18 protein-coding genes and 1 tRNA gene are annotated in these 22,029 nt (G+C 71.0%); 11 read left to right on the plus strand and 8 right to left on the minus strand.

Going from position 1 to position 22,029, the window contains the following annotated elements; all coding sequences use genetic code 11:
- Positions 1-4 precede the first annotated feature (4 nt).
- Positions 5-1,597, minus strand: coding sequence for a beta-N-acetylhexosaminidase (locus BKI49_RS13585; protein WP_095934520.1), 1,593 nt, complete (start codon positions 1,595-1,597; stop codon positions 5-7).
- A gap of 62 nt (positions 1,598-1,659) precedes the next feature.
- On the opposite strand from BKI49_RS13585, the gene BKI49_RS13590 reads away from it, so the two are divergent.
- Entirely contained in the window at positions 1,660-2,547 is an 888-nt protein-coding gene (locus BKI49_RS13590) for a DUF4429 domain-containing protein (RefSeq protein WP_095934521.1), read from the plus strand.
- Positions 2,548-2,572: 25 nt separating this feature from the next.
- Here BKI49_RS13590 and BKI49_RS13595 read toward each other — a convergent pair whose 3' ends face one another.
- Positions 2,573-4,138: a purple acid phosphatase family protein gene (locus BKI49_RS13595; protein ID WP_179332445.1), complete on the minus strand. Its 1,566-nt coding sequence runs from the start codon at positions 4,136-4,138 to the stop codon at positions 2,573-2,575.
- Positions 4,139-4,302: 164 nt separating this feature from the next.
- On the opposite strand from BKI49_RS13595, the gene BKI49_RS13600 reads away from it, so the two are divergent.
- Together BKI49_RS13600 and glmS are read left to right on the plus strand one after the other, a co-directional pair.
- Positions 4,303-4,560, plus strand: a complete 258-nt coding sequence (locus tag BKI49_RS13600; RefSeq protein ID WP_095934523.1) for a hypothetical protein — start codon at positions 4,303-4,305, stop codon at positions 4,558-4,560.
- A gap of 50 nt (positions 4,561-4,610) precedes the next feature.
- Positions 4,611-6,428, plus strand: a complete 1,818-nt coding sequence (gene glmS / locus BKI49_RS13605; protein ID WP_095934524.1) for a glutamine--fructose-6-phosphate transaminase (isomerizing) — start codon at positions 4,611-4,613, stop codon at positions 6,426-6,428.
- 119 nt (positions 6,429-6,547) lie between these two features.
- Here the strand turns inward: glmS and BKI49_RS13610 are convergent, their stop codons facing one another.
- Together BKI49_RS13610 and BKI49_RS13615 are read right to left on the minus strand one after the other, a co-directional pair.
- Complete coding sequence (locus tag BKI49_RS13610; RefSeq protein WP_095934525.1) at positions 6,548-7,111, minus strand: GPR1/FUN34/YaaH family transporter; 564 nt, start codon at positions 7,109-7,111, stop codon at positions 6,548-6,550.
- A 150-nt stretch (positions 7,112-7,261) separates the two neighbouring features.
- A complete protein-coding gene (locus BKI49_RS13615; protein WP_095934526.1) occupies positions 7,262-7,789 on the minus strand; it encodes a universal stress protein in 528 nt (175 codons plus the stop codon).
- A 407-nt stretch (positions 7,790-8,196) separates the two neighbouring features.
- Between BKI49_RS13615 and BKI49_RS13620 the strand changes: the two genes are divergently transcribed.
- The 4 genes from BKI49_RS13620 (at position 8,197) to BKI49_RS13635 (ending at position 11,342) form a co-directional block, all read left to right on the plus strand.
- Positions 8,197-8,709 carry a hypothetical protein gene (locus BKI49_RS13620; RefSeq protein WP_095934527.1) on the plus strand — a complete coding sequence of 171 codons (513 nt, stop codon included), beginning with the start codon at positions 8,197-8,199 and terminating at the stop codon, positions 8,707-8,709.
- Between the two features lie 374 nt (positions 8,710-9,083).
- Positions 9,084-10,328, plus strand: a complete 1,245-nt coding sequence (locus BKI49_RS13625) for a helix-turn-helix domain-containing protein (protein WP_095934528.1) — start codon at positions 9,084-9,086, stop codon at positions 10,326-10,328.
- A 229-nt stretch (positions 10,329-10,557) separates the two neighbouring features.
- Positions 10,558-11,160 carry an oligoribonuclease gene (orn, locus tag BKI49_RS13630; RefSeq protein ID WP_095934529.1) on the plus strand — a complete coding sequence of 201 codons (603 nt, stop codon included), beginning with the start codon at positions 10,558-10,560 and terminating at the stop codon, positions 11,158-11,160.
- A 109-nt stretch (positions 11,161-11,269) separates the two neighbouring features.
- A tRNA-His gene (locus BKI49_RS13635) sits at positions 11,270-11,342 on the plus strand.
- A gap of 85 nt (positions 11,343-11,427) precedes the next feature.
- Here the strand turns inward: BKI49_RS13635 and BKI49_RS13640 are convergent.
- On the minus strand, positions 11,428-12,255 hold the full coding sequence (locus BKI49_RS13640) for a protein kinase family protein (protein ID WP_095934530.1): 828 nt from the start codon (positions 12,253-12,255) through the stop codon (positions 11,428-11,430).
- Between the two features lie 95 nt (positions 12,256-12,350).
- Positions 12,351-13,406: a LacI family DNA-binding transcriptional regulator gene (locus tag BKI49_RS13645; protein WP_095934531.1), complete on the minus strand. Its 1,056-nt coding sequence runs from the start codon at positions 13,404-13,406 to the stop codon at positions 12,351-12,353.
- Between the two features lie 404 nt (positions 13,407-13,810).
- Here BKI49_RS13645 and BKI49_RS13650 point away from each other — a divergent pair, with 404 nt between their 5' ends.
- From BKI49_RS13650 to BKI49_RS13665, 4 genes are all read left to right on the plus strand, one after another.
- Positions 13,811-15,133 (plus strand): ABC transporter substrate-binding protein, encoded by a 1,323-nt coding sequence (locus BKI49_RS13650; protein WP_095934532.1) that lies wholly within the window; start codon positions 13,811-13,813, stop codon positions 15,131-15,133.
- A complete protein-coding gene (locus BKI49_RS13655; protein ID WP_095934533.1) occupies positions 15,130-16,158 on the plus strand; it encodes a carbohydrate ABC transporter permease in 1,029 nt (342 codons plus the stop codon). The genes BKI49_RS13650 and BKI49_RS13655 overlap by 4 nt, the downstream gene beginning before the upstream one ends.
- The gene (locus BKI49_RS13660) at positions 16,155-17,063 is read left to right on the plus strand and encodes a carbohydrate ABC transporter permease (RefSeq protein WP_095934534.1); all 909 of its coding nucleotides are present in this window, start codon (positions 16,155-16,157) and stop codon (positions 17,061-17,063) included. Before BKI49_RS13655 ends, BKI49_RS13660 begins: the two co-directional genes overlap by 4 nt.
- A gap of 140 nt (positions 17,064-17,203) precedes the next feature.
- Positions 17,204-18,634: a GH1 family beta-glucosidase gene (locus tag BKI49_RS13665; protein ID WP_095934535.1), complete on the plus strand. Its 1,431-nt coding sequence runs from the start codon at positions 17,204-17,206 to the stop codon at positions 18,632-18,634.
- 134 nt (positions 18,635-18,768) lie between these two features.
- Here the strand turns inward: BKI49_RS13665 and BKI49_RS13670 are convergent, their stop codons facing one another.
- Together BKI49_RS13670 and BKI49_RS13675 are read right to left on the minus strand one after the other, a co-directional pair.
- Positions 18,769-20,238 carry a glycoside hydrolase family 18 protein gene (locus BKI49_RS13670; RefSeq protein WP_095934536.1) on the minus strand — a complete coding sequence of 490 codons (1,470 nt, stop codon included), beginning with the start codon at positions 20,236-20,238 and terminating at the stop codon, positions 18,769-18,771.
- A gap of 187 nt (positions 20,239-20,425) precedes the next feature.
- On the minus strand, positions 20,426-21,805 hold the full coding sequence (locus BKI49_RS13675; RefSeq protein WP_095934674.1) for a sensor histidine kinase: 1,380 nt from the start codon (positions 21,803-21,805) through the stop codon (positions 20,426-20,428).
- Between the last annotated feature and the right edge of the window lie 224 nt (positions 21,806-22,029).

Genomic DNA, 22,029 nt, shown 5'->3' on the forward strand with positions numbered 1-22,029 from the left:
TGCGTCAGTTGCCCGGCCAGGGCACCTGCGGCGACCGGTAGTACCCGATGCCCAGCGCGTCCCAGCGCGGTCCCTGCGCCGCGAGCCGCACCCGGTAGGCGTCCCAGTCGTGCGTCGAGGCCGGCGACCAGCCGAGCTCGGCGACGCCCGGCAGCCTCGGGAACGCCATGACGTCGATGTCGGCGCCGGTCACGATCGTCTCCGTCCACAGCGGTGCCTCGACACCCCGGATCGCCGAGGCGGGCGCGCCGGGAAGGTAGTCGCCGGGATTCCAGTCGTAGGAGCGCCTGACCTCCACCAGACCCGCCCAGTCCTGCCCGAGCGGGGTGTCCGCGGTGTACTTCATGTCGAGGTAGACCCGGTCGGCGGGCGACAGCACGAGGCCCGTGCCGTTCCGCGCGGCCTGGGCGACCTGGGCCTTCTCCTGCGCGTCGGTGTCGTCGAGACCCCAGTACTGCGCGATGGCCCCCTTCACGGGGGTCGCCCCGGTCAACTGGTGCCAGCCGACCACCGTCTTGCCGTACTTGGCGACGACGGGCTGCACCTTGTCCATGAAGGCCACGTAGTCGGCGTGGCTGGTCGAGTGGGCCTCGTCCCCGCCGATGTGGAGGTACTTGCCCGGCGTGATCGCGGCCAGTTCGCGGATGACGTCGTCGACGAAGTCGTACGTCACCGGCTTGCCCACGCACAGCGAGCTGAAGCCCACGTCCGTGCCGGTGTAGAGGGGCGGGGCGACGCCGTCGCAGTTCAGCCGGTCGTACGAGGCGAGTGCGGCGTTGGTGTGCCCCGGCATGTCGATCTCCGGGACGACCTCCAGGTAGCGCGAGGCTGCGTACCGGACGATCTCCCGGTAGTCGGCCTTGGTGTAGTGGCCTCCGGTGCCGCCTCCGACCTGGGTGGAGCCGCCGTACTCGGCCAGGCGCGGCCAGGAGTCGATGGCGATGCGCCAGCCCTGGTCGTCGCTCAGGTGCAGATGGAGCTTGTTGACCTTGTAGAGGGCCAGTTCGTCGATGTAGCGCTTGACCTGGGGGACGGTGAAGAAGTGCCGGGAGACGTCGAGCATGGCGCCGCGGTAGGCGTAGCGCGGGGAGTCCTCGATGGTGCCGCCCGCGACCAGCCAGGGGCCGCGGTGCACGGAGTCCTTCTCGACGGCGGCCGGCAGCAACTGCCGCAGGGTCTGGACCCCGTGGAAGAGGCCGGCGGGCCGGGCGGCGGTGATGGTGATGCCGGACGGCCCGCTGTCGAGGCGGTAGCCCTCGTCGCCCGCGGACCCGGCCGCCTGCTTCGAGCCGATCCGGAGGCGGATGCCGCTGTCGCCGTGCGTGGTGACCGGGAGCCGGTAGCCGGTCGAGGGCCGCAGGATGTCCGCGAGGTACTCGCCGACCCGGCGTGCCTCGCGCGTGTCGTCGACGCGGATGCGGGTGTCACCGGTGATGCGGTAGGGGGAACCGCCCGGGTGGACCGAGGCGGGCGCGGGGACGACCTGTCCGAGGGGACCGGGGGTCGCCGCGGGTGCCGCACCGACGAGGGATATTCCGGCTGCCGCCACGAGCAGCAGCGTACCGAGAAGGCGGGGCGTTCTGTGGTGCTGTCTCACATGCGCTCCCTTCAAATTGGTAAAGACCACTCTCCCGCAGCACCGGTGAAACAATCCATCGCATGGCGGAAATCATCCAGAAGGACGGCACGTGGGCCTTCGGCGGCGACGCGCTGCGACTGACTCCCGGACGCGACAAGAACGTCAGCCTGCTCCGCAGGGCCCTGGGTGAACTGGCCGTCCCGCTGGGCGCCCTGGCCGGCGTCTCCTTCGAACAGGGCAAGAAGAGCGGGCGGTTGAGGCTGCGGCTGCGCGACGGCGCCGACCCGCTGCTCCAGGCGACCGGCGGCAAGCTCACGGAGCCCAACGACCCGTACCAGCTGACCGTCGAGTCCGACCGCTACGGGGTCGCCGAGTACTTCGTCGACGAGGTGCGCAACGCCCTGCTGCTCGACCAGGTGCCCGCCGGCCCGGTCGACGGCTATCTGCTCCCCGGCCCCGCCGTACCGCTGTCCGCCTCCGCCGGTGACGGCACCGCCGGCTTCGACGGCGATCACGTACGTCTGGAGTGGAACTGGAAGACGGAGGACGCGAAGGCCGCCGCCGGCGCCCGGACGCTCGCCGTGGACGACATCACGGCCGTCGAGTGGCATCCCGCGGTCGGCCTGGAGAACGGCTGCCTGCGCTTCACCGTACGCGGCGCGGAGACCAAGGCGCCGCCGAAGTACGACCCCAACTCGGTGGAGCTGTGGGGCTTCAAGAAGGACCCGCTGATGGCGCTGGTGGCGGCGGCGGTGCAGGCGCGGCTGCCGCATCCGGCCGCGCCGCCCGCCGAGGCGGACGCGCGGCCGAAGGAGCTGTCACCGACGGCGCCCGAGCCCGCGGCGGCCGAGGCCGATCACGACGCGCTGCTGCGCCGCCTGCGCGAGCTCGGCGAACTGCACAGCTCGGGGGTGCTGACGGACGAGGAGTTCTCGCTGGCCAAGCAGGCGGTCCTCAGGCGCATGTGAGGACCGCCCGCCGTCCACCGGTGCGTCAGCGCGCCCGGCGGGCCACCGTGAAGTGGTCGACCTCTTCCCCGGTCTCCGCGATGCCCCGCACCTTCAGGGTCGCGGTCCGGCCCTTGGGCGCGGGCGTCACGTCGACCCGCAGGAACGAGTAGTTGAGGTAGCGCACACGCGACCAGGCCACCGTCTCGTTCTGCCGGCCGTCCTTGAGGTTGATGAACGAGGCGACGGAGTCGACCTCGTTCTCGTGGCCCTCGTACGACTGCGGGGCGCTGAACGCGTAGAGGCTGCGGCCCGCGGCACCCGCCGTCACATAGACGACGCCGTCGGTCTCGGGGTACGCCGTGCCGCCGATCGGCAGCTTCTTGGAGACCTCGCCCGCCTTGATGACGTCGGTGCGCTCGTACTGGTGGTTGTGGCCGTTGATGACCAGGTCCACGGTGTACTTCTCGAACAGCGGCACCCACTCCTGGCGCACGCCCCCCTCCGAGGCGTGCGCCGTGGAGGTGCAGTACGCGCAGTGGTGGAAAAAGACGACGATGAAGTCGACGTCCTTCGACGCCCGGTAGGTCTTGAGCTGCCGCTCCAGCCACTTCGTCTGGGTTCCTCCCGAGATACCCAGGTTCGCCGGGATCTCGAAGGAGATGTCGTTGGCGTCCAGCGAGATGACCGCCGTGTTGCCGTAGACGAAGGAGTACACGCCCGGGAGGTTCTTCGCGTCCGGGCCGTTGTCGGGGAGGCTCCAGCGGGCCTCTTCGCCGCCGTAGCCGTTGGGCGAGTACCAGGCCTCCATGTCGTGGTTGCCGTACGCCGGCATCCACGGGACCTGCTTGGCGACCGTCTCGGTCTGGGCCAGGAACTGGTCCCAGATGCGCGAGTCGAAGCCGGTGTCCTCCTTCTTGCCCGCGCCGGACGGGTCCGCGTACGCGATGTCGCCGGCGTGCAGGTGGAAGGCCGGGTTCTGGCCGAGCAGCAGGGCGTCGTTGGCGAGGCCGTGGTAGCCGACGCCCTCGTCGCCGAAGGCGGTGAAGGTGAACGGCTCGGCGTGCGCGGGGGCGGTGGTGAAGGTGCCGAGCGTGCCCAGCAGGTGGGGCTCGGCCGGGTCGAAGCCCGCGTGGCCGACGCCGTAGTAATAGGTCTTGCCGGGGCGCAGGTGGGTGAGCTGGGCGTGCAGGTAGTACTGGGTGTGGTCGCCGCTGGCGCCGACGCCCGCCGGGGTGTGGAGGGTGCGGACCTCGGCCTCGATCTTGCGGGAGAGGTCCCAGGGGTGGGCGCCGATGCGGATGTACGGCTTCTTCACCGCGGCGGGGACCTGCCAGGAGACCGTGATCTCGGTGCGCGGGTCGTTGCCGTAGGCGAGGTGGCGGCCGAAGGGGGCGACGAGCGCGCCGTCGACCGTCTCGGTGCTCGCGGCCGTCCGCTGGGTGGGGACCGCGGCCTGTGCGACGGCGCCCGGCACGAAGGCACCGCCCGCGACGGCGCCGAGGGTGACGGCGCCGCCTCTGATCATGTTGCGCCGGGAGAACTTGGCGCGGAGGTACTCGTGCTGCTCGGCCATGGTCATGCGCTCGGCGAGCTGCTCCGGTACGCCCATACGTGGAGTGTCCATGGCTCGAAAAGTTGCTCCCGGCAATCGACGTGGCGCAAGACACAGGATGGACAGCTTCCGAACAGACCACCATAAGAGTTTCAACACAGTGCTGCCCGATATCGGGCAGGATTCTTGCGGATCGCTTTCCGGTACCCCAGGATCATCGGGTGCACGACGAACTTGTTGATCATCTGACGCGGTCCACGCCCCTGAACCGGGGCGAGGCACTGCGGGTGGTCCAGGACGTGCTCGCCTACTTCGACGAGACGACCGAGGATTACGTCCGTCGCCGCCACCGCGAGCTCCAGGGCCAGGGCCTGGTGAACGCGTCGATCTTCGAACGGATCGAGGCGGACCTGAAGTACCGCGCGGTCGCGCCGCCGGAGCTCACCCTCCGCCAGCTGCGCCGCATCGTCTACGGCTGAGTGCCGGGCGAGAACAGAACTGAACGACCGAGGGACAGAGGTACTCCTGTATGTGCGGAATCGTCGGATACATCGGCAGGCGTGACGTGGCGCCGCTGCTGCTCGAAGGCCTCCAGCGCCTGGAGTACCGCGGCTACGACTCGGCGGGCATCGTCGTCACGGCCCCCAAGTCGGCCGGCCTGAAGATGGTCAAGGCCAAGGGCCGGGTCCGCGACCTGGAGGCCAAGGTCCCCGCACGCTTCAAGGGCACCACCGGCATCGCGCACACCCGCTGGGCCACCCACGGCGCCCCCTCCGACGTGAACGCGCACCCGCACATGTCCGCCGACAACAAGGTCGCGGTCGTCCACAACGGCATCATCGACAACGCCGCCGAGCTGCGCCGGAAGCTCGAAGCGGACGGCGTGGAGTTCCTCTCCGAGACCGACACCGAGGTCCTCACCCACCTGATCGCCCGCTCGCAGGCCGAGAAGCTGGAGGACAAGGTCCGCGAGACCCTCCGGGTGGTCGAGGGCACCTACGGCATCGCGGTGATGCACGCCGACTTCTCCGACCGCATCGTGGTGGCCCGCAACGGCTCCCCGGTCGTGCTCGGCATCGGCGAGAAGGAGATGTTCGTCGCATCGGACATCGCCGCCCTGGTCGCCCACACCCGGCAGATAGTGACGCTGGACGACGGCGAGATGGCCACCCTCAAGGCCGACGACTTCCGCACGTACACCACCGAGGGCACCCGCACGACGGCCGAGCCGACCACCGTGGAGTGGGAGGCGGCCTCGTACGACATGGGCGGCCACGACACCTACATGCACAAGGAGATCCACGAGCAGGCCGACGCCGTGGACCGCGTGCTGCGCGGCCGTATCGACGACCGGTTCTCCACCGTGCACCTCGGCGGCCTGAACCTGGACGCCCGCGAGGCGCGCCAGATCCGCCGCGTGAAGATCCTCGGCTGCGGCACCTCGTACCACGCGGGCATGATCGGCGCCCAGATGATCGAGGAGCTGGCCCGCATCCCCGCGGACGCCGAGCCCGCCTCCGAGTTCCGCTACCGCAACGCCGTGGTCGACCCCGACACGCTGTACGTCGCGGTCTCCCAGTCCGGTGAGACGTACGACGTGCTGGCGGCCGTCCAGGAGCTGAAGCGCAAGGGCGCCCGGGTCCTCGGCGTCGTCAACGTCGTGGGCAGCGCCATCGCCCGCGAGGCGGACGGCGGCATGTACGTCCACGCGGGTCCCGAGGTCTGCGTGGTGTCGACCAAGTGCTTCACGAACACCACCGTCGCCTTCGCGCTGCTCGCGCTGCACCTCGGCCGCACCCGTGACCTGTCCGTGCGCGACGGCAAGCGGATCATCGAGGGCCTGCGCAAACTGCCCGCCCAGATCTCCGAGATCCTCGAGCAGGAGGACGAGATCAAGAAGCTGGCCGAGGAGTACGCCGAGGCCCGCTCGATGCTCTTCATCGGCCGCGTCCGGGGCTACCCGGTGGCCCGCGAGGCCTCCCTGAAGCTCAAGGAGGTCTCCTACATCCACGCCGAGGCCTACCCGGCCTCCGAGCTCAAGCACGGCCCGCTGGCGCTCATCGAGCCCGCCCTGCCGACGGTCGCGATCGTCCCCGACGACGACCTCCTGGAGAAGAACCGCGCCGCCCTGGAGGAGATCAAGGCCCGCAGCGGCAGGATCCTCGCCGTGGCGCACCAGGAGCAGGAGAAGGCCGACCAGACGATCGTGGTGCCGAAGAACGAGGACGAGCTCGACCCGATCCTCATGGGCATCCCGCTCCAGCTCCTCGCCTACCACACGGCGCTGGCCCTGGGCCGGGACATCGACAAGCCGCGGAACCTGGCGAAGTCGGTCACCGTCGAGTAGACCCTCCGTCAACTCCCCGGCCGGCGGCCGGACATGAACGATCCCTGTGCGTGCCACCCGCGCACAGGGATCGTTCTTCCAAGGGCCGGAGCCGCCCAAAACCCCGGCCCGCGCCTGGCTCAGCCGGTGGCCGTCACCCCCCGGCCGGCGGCGCGTCGCGGAAGCGTGGTGGGCCAGTGGGCGAGGGCCGCGGTGGCGGCGTACCAGGCGACCGCCCCTGCCGCCACGGCGAACCAGCCGCCCGCCTTGGTGAGGCTGCCGCTGTCCGCGAACCGGGCGACGGCGAGGAGCAGCAGGGAGACGAAGAACAGCCCGTAGGTGCCCTGGCCGAGCGTGTCGCCGCCGGCGAGCGTCAAGGAGAGCGCCACCAGGGCGAACAGGAGCAGGAAGAGTCCCGCGGCATTGTCGGAGATCTGGTTCCCGGCCGAGACGGCCCAGGTGAACCACAGGGCGCCGAGCGCCGAGAAGGCCGTGCCGTTCGCCGCGTCGCGGTCACGGAAGGCCAGCAGACCGGCGACGAAGAGCGCAACGCCGCCTACGTAGTGGGCCAGTGATACGGCGTCAGCCGCCGTCACGCCGTCGATCACGTCGGTGGACCCGAGGCCGAAGGCCAACAGGGTGATTCCCAGGGCGAGTCGGCCGACGGTCGTGGTGGTGCTTCCCGCAGAGACGTCGTTGTCCACGGCGGGCTCCCTTCAGGCATGTGCAGTTGTGCGGTGAGCGATATATGCCCTTCACAAGGGCACAAACACCTCTACGCGCGGGTAGTTTCACGCTGCACAGCAGGAGCACCGCACGGTCCCGGGGCTCATCTCACCTGGGACGACGGCGAGTTACGGAATGACGACGACGGGCCGCTGCGCGCGCTTGGCGAGCCGGCCGGCCACCGAGCCGAAGATGCGCCCGACGATGCCGTGCGTGGAGCCGACGACGATGGCGTCCGCCTCGTACTCCCGGCCCACCTCTTCGAGCTCGTGGCAGATGTCACCACCGCGCTCGACGAGGATCCACGGCACCTCGGCCAGATACTCGGCGCAGGCCAGCTCCAGCCCCAGCACCTCGGTGCGGTGGTCCGGCACGTCGACGAAGACCGGTGGCTCGCAGCCCGCCCACACGGTGGTCGGCAGCCGGTTGGCGACGTGCACGATGATCAGGCCGGAGCCGGAGCGGTGGGCCATGCCGATCGCGTAGGCGAGGGCGCGCTCACTGGACGTCGAACCGTCGAAGCCGACGACGACACCGTGCTTGAAGGCGGGATCGCAGGACTGGCGGGGTTCTTCCGCCGCCAGGGGCTCGGCAGCCGTGGGGTCGGCGAGCGGGCGCTTGCGGTTCGCGGGATCGAAGAATTCGTGACCGGCCATGGGTATCTCGGCGTTTGGATCCTCGTGGTGGGGACGACGTGCGGCAGAGCAGTGTCCGGGAATCATCTTCCCAACCCCATACCCCCAAGGGTACGGCGGCACGCCTCCTCTGCCCAGATCCCGCGCGCGCTGTGCGGCGTTCCCCGGAGCATGCATGAGAGGCGCCCGTAACGCAATGGTTGCTGCCCCGTACAGGCGGTTTGCGCAGGGTTCACCCGGCGACGGGGACTTTTCTCGTGGTACGGCCGCGATCTCCCGGGACGAGGTACGCATACCGGGCAGTGACCGGCCGGTCGAACACGCGTTGAACAGAAGAGCCACCGCCACGGACAGCATGGAGAGCGGACGGCCGGCCCCCGGACCGCGCCGCTCGCCATGGGGAGCACTGGAGCACTAGGGAGCAGAGCGTGCCCGGACCCGAGACCGCGCCCCATCCCTCCCCCGGGGCGCACTCCCCGTCACCGTCGGCGCCGGACACGGCGAGCGACGTGGTGCGCTGGGCCGCCTTCAGCTGCGTCCTGGTCCCCGTGATCCTCGTCTGGTTCGGTGCCTCGCTCGCGGGTGCGACCGGGACGGCCCTGGGGCTGGCCGCCGTGACCGGCGCCTGCCGGCTGCTGATGAGACAGTCCGAGCGGGGCGCGGCACGGCTGCGCGCCGCGGAACGGGACGCGCGGCCCGCCGGGCAGCGGTCCGCACCGCGCGGCCGGCACGGCAGGGCCGCGTCGGCCACCGTGGCCGAACCGCGCGGCGGCGGGGGCCCGGAGCGGCCGGCCCGCCCGCCCGGCGGGGTCCGGCCGGGCGTGATGCCCGATCCACGGGGCAGGAGCGGAACGGGCACCGTGGCCGATCTGCGCGGCTGGAGTGGCACCGGGGCGCACAGAGGCGGTCGGCGCGGTACGGGAAACAAGCCGGTTGACTGACCGGTTTGTGCGCACGCCCCCGGTACTTTTCAGCCAACTTCTGGGAACCGCCCCTCCCTTGCCCGAACGACCCCCCAACCCCCGTTCGACCTGCACCGAAAGGGTCCTGGGCGGCTCGCGCACCCTACGTGGATTGGCCACTGCCACGAGGCGCACTTCCCTGCACGGCCCACGAGTGCAACGCTTCGTGATCGAATGCTTTACGCCAAGTTGCCATGTCGACATTCTGCGGAGTACCGAACTGGTCACCTTGGCGCTACGCGACACAGTAGATTCGATCTTGTCTTACGGCGGGGGACTCGTGCAGGACCGAGGGGAAACGTGCAGGAGCGACACAACCGAGGAGCCGCGACCACCGAGGGGGGCTTAGCAGGATGAGCCACGACTCCACTGCCGCGCCGGAAGCCGCGGCCCGGAAGCTTTCCGGGCGACGCCGCAAGGAGATCGTCGCGGTGCTGCTGTTCAGCGGCGGCCCCATCTTCGAGAGTTCCATACCGCTGTCGGTGTTCGGGATTGACCGCCAGGACGCCGGCGTACCGCGCTACCGACTTCTGGTGAGCGCGGGCGAGGAAGGCCCGCTGCGGACCACAGGGGGCCTGGAACTCACCGCACCACATGGCCTGGAAGCGATCTCCCGGGCAGGCACGGTCGTCGTGCCCGCCTGGCGGTCGATCACCTCGCCACCACCGGAGGAGGCGCTCGACGCACTGCGGCGAGCGCACGAGGAGGGCGCCCGCATCGTCGGGCTGTGCACCGGGGCCTTCGTCCTGGCGGCGGCCGGCCTGCTGGACGGACGGCCCGCCACGACCCACTGGATGTACGCGCCGACGCTGGCCAAGCGCTACCCGTCGGTGCACGTGGATCCACGGGAACTCTTCGTGGACGACGGAGACGTCCTGACGTCGGCGGGCACGGCGGCCGGAATCGATCTCTGTCTCCACATCGTGCGGACGGACCACGGCAACGAGGCGGCGGGCGCGCTGGCCCGGCGTCTGGTGGTCCCGCCGCGCCGGAGCGGCGGGCAGGAGCGCTACCTCGACAGGTCTTTACCCGAGGAGATCGGCGCCGACCCCCTCGCGGAGGTCGTCGCCTGGGCGCTGGAGCACCTCCACGAGCAGTTCGACGTGGAGACGCTGGCGGCCCGTGCGTACATGAGCCGCCGTACCTTCGACCGCCGGTTCCGCTCGCTCACCGGGAGCGCGCCCCTGCAGTGGCTGATCACTCAGCGCGTCCTGCAGGCACAGCGCCTCCTGGAGACCTCCGACTACTCGGTCGACGAGGTCGCCGGGCGCTGCGGATTCCGCTCGCCGGTCGCCCTGCGGGGTCACTTCCGGCGCCAGCTCGGCTCGTCCCCGGCCGCGTACCGGGCGGCGTACCGCGCCCGCAGGCCGCAGGCCGAGCGCCCGTCCGACGTGGACGGCTCGGCGGGACCGCTCGGGCCGCCACCGGTCGTGCACCAGGACAGCCCGGTCCCGATGCAGACGCGCCGTACGGCGACGGCCGGCGCCCTGGGCCCGACCGCGTCGGCCGCGGCACTGGGCCCCGACCCGGGCAAGCACGGCCAGGAGCTGTACGCGGGAGGCAGGCCCAGCCTGCCCGGGCAGCGCAGCGCGCCCTAGCCGGCCGCCGGCGGGGACGTACGTGACGGGAGGGGTCCGTGCCTTCGGGTGCGGGCCCTCTTCCGTACGCCCGCGCTCCGGACGCCGTGCACCTGCCCTTCGGGGGCCGTCCGCCTCCCGTCAGCCCGCCGGGGCGGAACGCGGTCGCCGCGGCGGCCCGCGCTTTTCGGTGCGGGCGAGCAGGTACGGGCGGGTCCACCCGGCCGGAGCGGGCCGTAGGGTGAGACGTATGAACGATCGCATGGTGTGGATCGACTGCGAGATGACCGGGCTCTCGCTGTCGGACGACGCGCTCATCGAGGTGGCCGCGCTGGTCACCGACTCGGAGCTGAACGTGCTCGGCGAAGGCGTGGACATCGTGATCCGCCCGCCGGACGCGGCGCTGGAGACGATGCCGGACGTGGTGCGCCAGATGCACACCACCTCCGGTCTGCTCTCCGAGCTCGCCGCGGGCACGACCCTGGCGGACGCGGAGGAGCAGGTCCTCTCCTACGTACGTGAGCACGTCAAGGAGCCGGGCAAGGCCCCGCTGTGCGGCAACTCGGTGGGCACGGACCGCGGCTTCCTGCTGCGCGACATGCCGACCCTGGAGGACTACCTCCACTACCGGATCGTGGACGTCTCCTCCATCAAGGAGCTGGCCCGCCGCTGGTACCCGCGGGCGTACTTCAACAGCCCGGAGAAGAACGGCAACCACCGCGCCCTGGCCGACATCCGCGAGTCCATCGCCGAGCTCCGCTACTACCGCGAGGCGATCTTCGTCCCGCAGCCCGGCCCCGACTCGGACACCGCCCGCACCATCGCGGCGAAGCACGTCCTGCCCGCGGAATAGCCCTGCGACGGGGCCCTCCTGGGGCCCCCGCAAAAGCCGTGCGCGAGCACCCCTTCGGACCCTGTACACTTTTTCTCGGCCGGTCGGGGAAACCCAAGGACCGGTCGTGGTGGGTGTAGCTCAGCTGGTAGAGCACCTGGTTGTGGTCCAGGATGTCGCGGGTTCAAGTCCCGTCACTCACCCTGAACAGTCAGCCGGTGACCTGATCGACAGGTCACCGGCTGACTGCGTCTCCGGAGCCGGGCGGCACGGTCCGGCGCCCCGGCCTCACGCCTCCCCGCGCGGGTCGGCCGCCCGCCACGCCGCCGCGAAACGATGGACGTCGGCGAAGCGGTCGTCCGGATCGGGGAACGTGGCGCGCGCCACGACCGCCAGCTGCTGCGGCGTACCGCGCCAGGCGCGCTCCTCGTCCCCCGCGTCCAGCAGCAGCCGGGCGGTACGGCCGAGCGTGAAGACGGTGGTCCGGGTGTCCACGACCGCCCCGCGCACGAACTCCTCGGGGGCCATGAAGCGCCGCGAGCCCGGCAGGCGCTCCTCCTCCACCACGAAGGGGCCCGGACGGTACTCGTCGAGGTCGACCAGGTGGGCCACATCGGCCGCGAAGTCGTACAGCAGCGCCCCGTCGTAGAAGTCCACCGCGACATGCCCCGCGGCCTCCACCGCGAGGTGCGCGTCCAGGACCCGGTCGAAGGCGGCCAGCACGCGGGCCACCGGCAGGGCCCGGAAGCGGGCCGCCGGACTGTCCGGGCTCGTACGGTCCCGGCGCCCGGCCGCGGTCGTGTGGTACAGCACCTCGCCCTCCCGCCAGGGCATCACCACCGCCCAGCTGTCGCCGACGGCGATCCGGTGCACCTGGGGGACGATCGCCGGGTGCCGGACGGCGCGATGAAACGCCCATCCTCGTTCGAGTGAACGACAGGCCCGGTCGTTGACCGCCTCCTTGACGAACCAACGAGCACCGTCGAGCAGCCGCACCCCGTACGACACACACCCCGAGTCCTGCCCCCGGAATGCCCTGAACACCTCGCCGACGCGGCCCAGATACGGCTCCACCGCGGGCACTTCACCGACTCCGAGCAAAGGATGCAGGACCATGGTCACCAGCCTGCCCTACCGGCGGCCGGCGGGCGGGCCGCCGGCCGGTCCCCGTGGCGCGGCAGGGGGCCACCGGCCGCACCACAGCACGGCCCTCAGGACGAGGCGCGCACCACCAGCTCCGCCGGCAGGACGAGTTGCCGCTTCTCCAGACCTCGCGACACCGCCGGACGCCGGTCCGCGATCTCACCGAGCAGCAGGTCGATCATCGCGCGGCCCATCTCCTCGATCGGCTGGCGGACGCTCGTCAGCGGCGGGTCCATGTGGCGGGCGATGGCGGAGTCGTCGTAGCCGATCAACGCCACGTCGTCGGGTATGCGGCGGCCCGCCTCGCGGAGCACCTGGCGGGCGCCCGCCGCCATGACGTCGGAGCCGGCGAAGACCGCGTCGAGGTCGGGGCAGCGCTCCAGCAGCAGGCTCATCGCGCGGCGACCGCCCTCCTCGGTGAAGTCACCGGGGACGATCAGCCGGTCGTCCACCTCCCGGCCGGCGTCGAGCAGGGCCTGACGGTAGCCGTCCACACGGCGCTGGGCACCGTAGACGTCGAGGCGTCCGGCGAGGTGGACCACCTTGCGCCGCCCCTGGGACATCAGGTGCTCGACGGCCGCGCGGCCCCCGCCGTAGTTGTCCGAGTCCACCGACGGCAGCGTCTCGTCCGCCGAGCGGCGACCGCTGATCACCGCCGGGATCTCCAGCTGGGACAGGAGGTCGGGGAGCGGGTCGTCCGCGTGGACCGAGACGAGCAGGACGCCGTCCACCCGGTGCGCCGCCAGGTACTGGGCCAGCCGCTGCCTCTCCCGGTCGCTGCCCGCGAAGATCAGCAGCAGCTGCATCTCGGTGTCCGAGAGCTCCGCGCCGACACCGCGCAGCATGTCGGAGAAGTACGGCTCGGCGAAGAAGCGGGTCTCCGGCTCGGGGACGACCAGGGCGATGGCGTCCGTGCGGTTGGCGGCCAGGGCGCGGGCCGCCGTGTTCGGGACGTAGCCGAGCTCCGCGACCGCCGCCTCGACGGCGGCGCGGGTCGCGTCACTGACCCGCGGGGAGCCGTTGATCACCCGGGAGACCGTGCCGCGGCCCACTCCGGCGCGCGCGGCGACCTCTTCCAAGGTCGGCCGGCCGCCACCCCGGCCCCGCGCTCCGTGGCTTGCCATGGTCCGCCTCCCGTCGACACCGCGCGCTCCGCGACTGGCCTGGAATCTAACAGTCGTGTTCATGGACGGGAGTCCCGGCGCGGGGTGCCGGTCCCACCCGGACTTCATCCTCCCGCACCGGGCGGGCACACTGACACGAGCCACCTCACCCGTCCCGGGGCGGTCCCCGACTCCGGCCCCGGAGTTAGCTAACGGGCCGATAACTGAACGCATATCTCCGCGCTCCCACCCTTGACACCCCCGCGCGAACCGACGACTCTTCAACACATCACCTGTGGGAGCGCTCCCACAGTACCTGACACATACACATCCCGCACGTTCCCCGCCCGAGCCGCAGCGAGAACCAACGGGCCCAACAGAGCAGTTGGCCGGGGGGTCGGCACGTCAGGCAACAGGAGGACTCAATGCGCACGAGTACCCGTCGGTCCCGCAGGCTGGGGGCCCTCGCGGCTGTCGCCGCGCTGACCACAGGGCTGCTGGCCGGCTGCGCCAACGACTCGGACGACGGCTCGTCGAACTCCGACGGCGGCAATGGCAAGGGTAAGACCACTCTGACCATCGGGACCTTCGGCGTCTTCGGCTACAAGCAGGCCGGCCTCTACGACGAGTACATGAAGCTCCACCCCGACATCTCCATCAAGGAGAACGTCACCACCCGTACCGACGTCTACTGGCCGAAGACCCTGACCCGCCTCCAGGCCGGCTCGGGCACCGACGACATCCAGGCGATCGAGGTCGGCAACATCACCGAGGCCGTCCAGACCCAGGCCGACAAGTTCGTCGACCTCGGCAAGGACGTCGACAAGTCCCAGTGGCTGGACTGGAAGAACGCCCAGGCCACCACGAAGGACGGCAAGCTGATCGGGCTCGGCACCGACATCGGCCCGATGGCGATCTGCTACCGCAAGGATCTGTTCGAGAAGGCCGGTCTGGAAACGGACCGCACCAAGCTCGCCGAGCAGTGGAAGGGCGACTGGTCCAAGTACGTCGCCGTCGGCAAGGACTACATGAAGAAGGCGCCGAGCGGCACCAAGTTCGTGGACTCCGCCTCCTCGGTCTACAACGCGGCGCTCGGAGGCGAGAGCGAGCGGTACTACGACAAGGACGGCAACGTCATCTGGGACAAGTCCTCGGGCGTGAAGACGGCCTGGAACACCGCGATGTCGGTGGCGACCAGCAACATGTCGGCGAAGCTGAAGCAGTTCGACCCGACGTGGGACCAGGGCTACGCCAAGGGCTCGTTCGCCACGGTGGCCTGCCCCGCCTGGATGATGGGCTACATCCAGGAGAAGTCCGGTGACTCGGGCAAGGGCAAGTGGGACGTGGCGGCGGCGCCGACCGCGGCCAACTGGGGCGGTTCGTTCATCGGCGTGCCGACGGCGACCAAGCACCAGAAGGAGGCCGTCGCGCTGGCGAAGTGGCTGACCGCCCCCGAGCAGCAGGCGAAGGTCTTCGGCAAGCAGGCGAGCTTCCCGTCGACCCCGTCGGCGTACTCGTCGCTGAAGCCGCAGGCCGCCACCACGGCGTACTTCTCCGACGCGCCGATCACCCAGATCTTCTCCGACTCGGCGAAGACCATCCCGACGCAGATATTCGGCGTCAAGGACCAGCCGATCGGCACGGCCATCACGGACGTCGGCATCCTCCAGGTCGAGCAGAAGGGCAAGACGCCCGACCAGGGCTGGAACGCGGCCAAGTCGGAGATCAAGGACGTGCTCGGCCAGTGACCAGCTCCAAGCAGGCTCTCGCGCAGACCGCGTCGAGCGCCGACGCCGCGCCCGGTGACCAGCCGGGCGCGGCCCGCCGCGCTCACGGTCGCGGTACGCCGCCCCCGGGCCCGAGCTCGTGGCGCAGCCGGCTGTACCGCTGGGACATGAAGGCGTCGCCGTACGCGTTCATCGCCCCCTTCTTCATCGTCTTCGGGGCCTTCGGGCTCGTGCCGCTGCTGTACACGGCCTGGTACTCGCTGCACAACGTGCAGTTGTCCGGCCTGGACCACCAGACCTGGGTGGGCCTGGACAACTACAAGAACCTGCTGTCCTCGGAGTTCTTCTGGAACGCCCTGGAGAACACCTTCACCATCGGTGTGATCTCCACGGTGCCGCAGCTGCTGATGGCGATCGGGATCGCGCATCTGCTCAACTACCGGCTGCGCGGCTCGACCGTGTGGCGGGTCGTGATGCTCACTCCGTACGCCACCTCGGTGGCGGCGGCGACGCTGGTCTTCACGCTGCTGTACTCGTGGGACGGCGGCATGATCAACTGGCTGCTGCACTTCGTCGGGATCGACCCGATCAACTGGCGCGAGTCCGACTGGGGCGGTCAGTTCGCCGTCTCCTCGATCGTGATCTGGCGGTGGACCGGCTACAACGCGCTGATCTATCTGGCGGCGATGCAGGCGATCCCCACCGATCTGTACGAGTCGGCCGCGCTGGACGGGGCGGGCCGCTGGCAGCAGTTCCGCCATGTGACAGTCCCGATGCTCAGGCCGACGATCCTGTTCACGGTGGTGGTCTCGACGATCGGCGCGACCCAGCTCTTCGGCGAGCCCCTGCTGTTCGGCGGGGTGAGCGGTTCGAAGGGCGGCTCCGCGCACCAGTACCAGACGCTCGGCCTGTACATGTACGACCAGGGCTGGGGCATCGGCAACCTCGGTAAGGCGTCCGCGATCGCCTGGACGATGTTCCTGATCCTGCTGATCGTCGCCGCGATCAATCTGCTGATCACCCGACGGCTGAGGAAATCCCAATGACCACAAGTGAACTGACGCTCCCCGAGGCGCAGGGGAGCCGCGCGGACGGCGGGAGGCCCGGACGGCGCCGTGTGCTCGGTGCGGGCAAGCAGCTGCACGCGGGCCCGGTCACCTATGTCGTCCTGACGGTTCTCGCGCTGGTCTCGCTGGCGCCGCTGCTGTGGACCGCGATCGCGGCCTCACGCAACAACGAGCGGCTCGCCCAGACACCGCCGCCGCTGTGGTTCGGCGGGAACCTGTTCAAGAACCTCCAGACCGCGTGGGACCAGGCCGGGCTCGGCACGGCGATGGTCAACTCCGTGATCGTCGCCGGGACCATCACCTTCGGTACCGTCCTGTTCTCCACGCTCGCCGGGTTCGCCTTCGCCAAGCTGCGTTTCAAGTTCTCCAGCACTTTGCTGCTGCTCACCATCGGCACGATGATGATCCCGCCGCAGCTCGCCGTGGTCCCCCTCTATCTGTGGATGAGCGACCTGGGGTGGTCCAACCAGCTGCAGACGGTCATCCTGCCCACCCTCGTGAGCGCCTTCGGCACGTTCTTCATGCGGCAGTACCTGGTGCAGGCGCTGCCCACCGAGCTGATCGAGGCCGCGCGGGTCGACGGAGCGAGCAGTCTGCGCGTCGTGTGGCACGTGGTCTTCCCGGCGGCACGGCCGGCGATGGCGGTGCTCGGGCTGCTGACCTTCGTGATGGCCTGGAACGACTTCCTCTGGCCGATCATCGCGCTCAACCAGCAGAACCCCACCGTCCAGGTCGCCCTGAACAGCCTCGGCACCGGCTACATTCCCGACCAGTCGGTGATCATGGCGGGCGCGCTGCTCGGCACGCTGCCGCTGCTCATCGCCTTCCTGCTGTTCGGCAAGCAGATCGTGGGCGGCATCATGCAGGGCGCGATCAAGGGCTGACGGGCCGCACCGGGGCCCTTCGGGGCCGGGTCACCGTCGCCCCGGCCCCCTTCTCCCCTCTCCCTCCTCCCTTCTTCCTGTTCCTCTTCTCCCCTACTTCCGTTCCGTCGGTCTCCTCGACCCCCTATGGGAGCGCTTCCATGTCTGAGCCCGTTACCCCCGTGACCTTCCCCCCGGCCTTCCTCTGGGGCGCCGCGACCTCCGCGTACCAGATCGAGGGGGCGGTGCGGGAGGACGGCCGCACCCCCTCGATCTGGGACACCTTCAGCCATACGCCCGGCAAGACGGCGGGCGGTGAGACCGGCGACGTGGCCGTCGACCACTACCACCGCTATCGCGACGACGTGGCGCTGATGGCGGACCTGGGCCTGGGCGCGTACCGCTTCTCGGTCTCGTGGTCCCGGGTGCAGCCGACCGGGCGCGGTCCCGCCGTGCAGCGCGGCCTGGACTTCTACCGGCGGCTCGTGGACGAGCTCCTCGCCCACGACATCAAGCCCGCGATCACCCTCTACCACTGGGACCTGCCGCAGGAGCTGGAGGACGCGGGCGGCTGGCCGGAGCGCGACACCGCGCTGCGTTTCGCCGAGTACGCGCAGATCGTCGGCGCGGCGCTGGGCGACCGCGTCGAGCAGTGGATCACCCTCAACGAGCCGTGGTGCAGCGCCTTCCTGGGGTACGGCTCCGGCGTGCACGCCCCCGGCCGCACCGACGCGGAGGCGTCGCTGAGGGCGGCCCACCACCTGAACCTGGCCCACGGGCTCGGCGCCAAGGCCCTCCGGTCGGTCATGCCCGCCCGCAACTCGGTCGCGGTGAGCCTGAACTCGTCGGTGGTCCGGCCGCTGTCGCAGGAGCCGGCGGACCTGGCGGCGGCCCGCCGCATCGACGACCTCGCCAACGGCGTCTTCCACGGCCCGATGCTGCACGGCGCCTACCCCGAGACCCTCCTCACGGCCACCGCCCCGATCACGGACTGGTCGTACGTCCAGGACGGCGACCTCGCGGCGATCCACCAGCCGCTGGACGCGCTCGGCCTCAACTACTACACCCCGACGCTGGTGTCGGCCGCCGACTCGGCCGCCGACGGCAACCGTGCGGACGGCCACGGCGCCAGCTCGTACTCCCCCTGGCCGGGCGCGGACGACGTCGCCTTCCACCAGACCCCGGGCGAGCGCACGGAGATGGGCTGGACCATCGACCCGACGGGCCTGCACGACCTGATCATGCGCTACACGCGGGAGGCCCCGGGCCTGCCGCTGTACGTGACGGAGAACGGCGCCGCCTACGACGACAAGCCGGACCCGGACGGCCGGGTGCACGACCCGGAGCGCGTCGCGTACCTGCACGGCCACCTGTCCGCGGTGCGCCGCGCGATCACCGACGGCGCGGACGTCCGCGGCTACTTCCTGTGGTCCCTGATGGACAACTTCGAGTGGGCGTACGGCTACGAGAAGCGCTTCGGCGCGGTGTACGTGGACTACGCGACGCTGGCCCGTACGCCGAAGTCGAGCGCCCACTGGTACGCGCAGGCCGCGCGGACCGGCGCGCTGCCGCCGGTGACGGCCGCCGAGTAGGCCCCTGGCCGACCGGGCACACGGGGGACGGGGCGCGGCGCCCGAGGGGGGGTGCCGCGCCCCGCACGCGTGTCGGCGCCCCGGCCGGGTGGGGGGAGGTCCGGCCGGGGCGCGCAACCCCCGTGGGGGGATGGCTACTTGAAGGCGGCGAAGGCCTTCGAGAAGGCGTTCGCGTCCTGGACGACGGAGCTGCACGTCGCGTCGGCGGAGTTCTTGGCCCCGCCCGGGCACTGCTTGTCGCGGGTGGCGGACCACATGGAGAGCCAGCCGAGGCCCTTGGACCGGGCGAAGGTCACCAGCTGCGAGGCGTCGTCGACCTTGAAGATCTCGGAGGAGACGTCGTTGACACCGATCATCGGGGTGACGGCGACAGCCTTCCAGGCGGCGCTGTCGGAGAGGCCGAGGACGCTCTTGACCTGAGCCTGCGTGGCCGTGGCCGCCTGCTCGGCGTAGGTGCCCATGTCACCGCTGTACGCCGGACCGTAGTCCATCGCCATGATGTTGACGGTGTTGATCTTCACGCCGTTCGACTTGGCGTTGGACAGCAGGTTCACGCCGTCCTGGGTCAGACCCTCCGGCATCACCGGCAGGGTGAAGGACACGTCCAGGTCCGGGTGCTGCTGCTGGAGCTTGGCGATCGCCTTCGCCCGGTTGGTGTTGGCGGTGGTGTTGGGCAGCGCGCCGCCCTCGACGTCGAAGTCGACCTTCGTGAGGTCGTACGCGTCCACCGCCTTCCCGTACGCCGCCGCCAGCGCGTCGGCCGAGGAGCAGCTCGTCGCCAGCTCGGTGCCGGAGGCCCCGCCGAAGGACACGCGGACGTCGCCGCCCTTGGCGCGCAGGGCGCCGATCTGCGACGCCACACCGTCGCTCGCGAGGTCCGTGACGCCACCCCACTTGGGGGTGCAGCCGCCGCCGTCGGTGACGAAGGCCAGGTTGTAGTTCTTCACGCCGGTGGCCGCGGCGCTGCCGACCAGGTCGAAGGCGGGGTAGAGCGAGGTGTCGACGTAGGGCGCGAAGCCGGCCGTCGTCGTGTTGCCGCTGCCCGAGCTCTGCGAGGGGGAGGGGGTGGCCGTCGCGGTCGGCGTCGGGGTGGCGCTCTGCGAGGCGGTCGCGGTCGGGGTGGACGTGGGGGTCGCGGACTGCGTCGGGCGGCCGCTGGGCTCGGGCGTCGCGCCGTCGTCCACCGAGCACTTGGTGTCGTCGACGAGACAGCCCGTCGGGTCGGCGGTGCCGTTCACGACGAAGCCGACGGTGACGGACTCGCCGGCCTTCAGGCCGTCCTTGTCCCAGGAGGGCGGCTTCACGGTGACGTGCTTCCCGCTCACGCTCGACTCGCCGTTCCACAGGGAGCTGAGGGTGGCGCCGGAGGGCAGGTCGAACTCCAGCGTCCAGTCGGCCTTCACCTGGGCGCTGTCGTTGGTGATGACGTACTGCGCGGTGTAGCCCGTCGACCAGTCGCTGGTCCTGGTGTACGCGGCGCCGACGCCGGCGGCCTGCGCGGTTCCGGTGAACAGGAGGGCGCCGCCGCCGACCACAGCCGCGGCGACGAGGCCGCCTATCGCCTTGTTCCTGCCACTGACCTTGCGCCGGTGCGTGCTGCTCATCGCGTGCCTGCCTTCGCGGTTTCACGGGGGTTCACGGGGATTCCCGGGAGTGGGTGCGGCAGCACGCTAGCGATCCGGAATCGGGCAAACCGCTTCATCCGGACGAGGGTTGAGGATCTTAGGGTGCGCTTAAGGAAGGCATCGGGGGTGGTTAAAGGTCGAGACCAATTGAGGGTGCGCGGGGGGGTCAGCGCACGCCGACGCCGCCCCGCCTCCGGCGCCGTACGGATCCCCGGTGGCCCCGCCGCTCCGGGGTCCGTCCGTCCAGCTGGATCCAGATGCGCACCTCGGTGCCGCCCAGTACGGAGGAACCGATGCGCACGTCACCGCCCGTCGACTCGGCGAGGCGCCGCACGATGTCCAGCCCCAGCCCGGTCGACCCGTCGCTCCCGGACCCGCGCCCGCGCGCCATCGCCGCCTCGGGGTCCACGATGCCGGGGCCCGCGTCCGAGACCAGCACGATCACGGCGTCCTCGCCGTTGTGCACGTCGACCGCGAAGGCCGTGCCCTCGGGCGTGTGCCGGAACACATTGCCGAGGAGGGCGTCGAGCGCCGCCGCGAGGTCGGCGCGGGCGACGGGTATCCGGACCGGCCTCTCGACCCCGGCCATGCGTACCTTGCGCCCTTCGTCCTCGGCCAGCGCGGACCAGAAGTCCATGCGTTCGCGGACGACTTCGGCGGCGTCGCAGCCGGCGCCCACTCCCTTCGCCGCGGTCTGCGGCTTGGCCTCGCGGGCGGTCCGGATGATCGTGTCGACCTCACGCTCCAGCTGCGCGACGGCGGCCCGGGTCTGCTCGGCGGCCGGACCGTCGCCCAGCGAGGCCGTGTTGAGGCGCAGCACGGTCAGCGGTGTGCGCAGCCGGTGCGACAGATCGGCTGCCAGCTCTCGTTCGTTCGCCAGGAGCTGGACGACCTGGTCGGCCATGGAGTTGAACGCGACGGCGGCGAGGCGCAGTTCGGCGGGGCCCTCTTCGGGCACCCGGGCGCCCAGCTTCCCCTCCCCCAGCTCGTGCGCGCTCTCGACCAGCCGCTGGGCGGGCTGCACCATGCGCACACCGAGCCGGTCGGCCACCGCGACGGAGCCGACGATGAGGGCGACGCCGACCGCGGCGAGCACCGCCCAGGCCGTACCGACGCCATTGCTGACCGCGGACTCGGGGACGTACACCTCGACGACCGCGATCTCTCCGGAGCTCAGCGCGACGGGCTGGAGCAGGGTGGAACCGCCGGGAACCTCGGTGGTGGAGGCGCGGCCCAGCTTGCGGGTGGTGGCGATGTCCTTGCCGGCCGCGCGCCGCTTGCCGATCTCCACCGCGGCGGTGCCGTCGGCGGCGGGGATGTGCACGGCCATCCCCGAGTCCGAGCCTGCGGAGGCGACGACCCGCTCCAGCTTGTCCCGCTCGGTGGTGATGGAGAGCGCGGGGGCGATGGCGGCGGCCTCGCGCTCGGCGTTCGAGAAGGCGCGGTCCCGGGCCATCTCCTTGATGACGAGGCCCAGCGGCACCGCGAAGGCGACGACGACCATCGTGGTCACCGCCACGCACACCTTGACCAGCGCCCACCTCATGACGCCCACTCCCCCGCCGGTGCCCGCCCGGTCGCGCTCGAACGCGAGCGCGGCGCCGGCTTGCTCGCACCCGAACCCACCGCCGGCGCCTGCCACTTCGCACCCGAACCCACCGCCGGCGCCTGCCACTTCGCACCCGCACGCGCTGCCGGCACCTGCCCGCCGGCCCCCGGCCGCCCTGCCGGCACCTGCCCGCCGGCCCCCGACCGCCCTGCCGGTGCCTG

This window comes from Streptomyces sp. Tue6028 (assembly GCF_002300165.1).
GTDB lineage: Bacteria > Actinomycetota > Actinomycetes > Streptomycetales > Streptomycetaceae > Streptomyces > Streptomyces siamensis.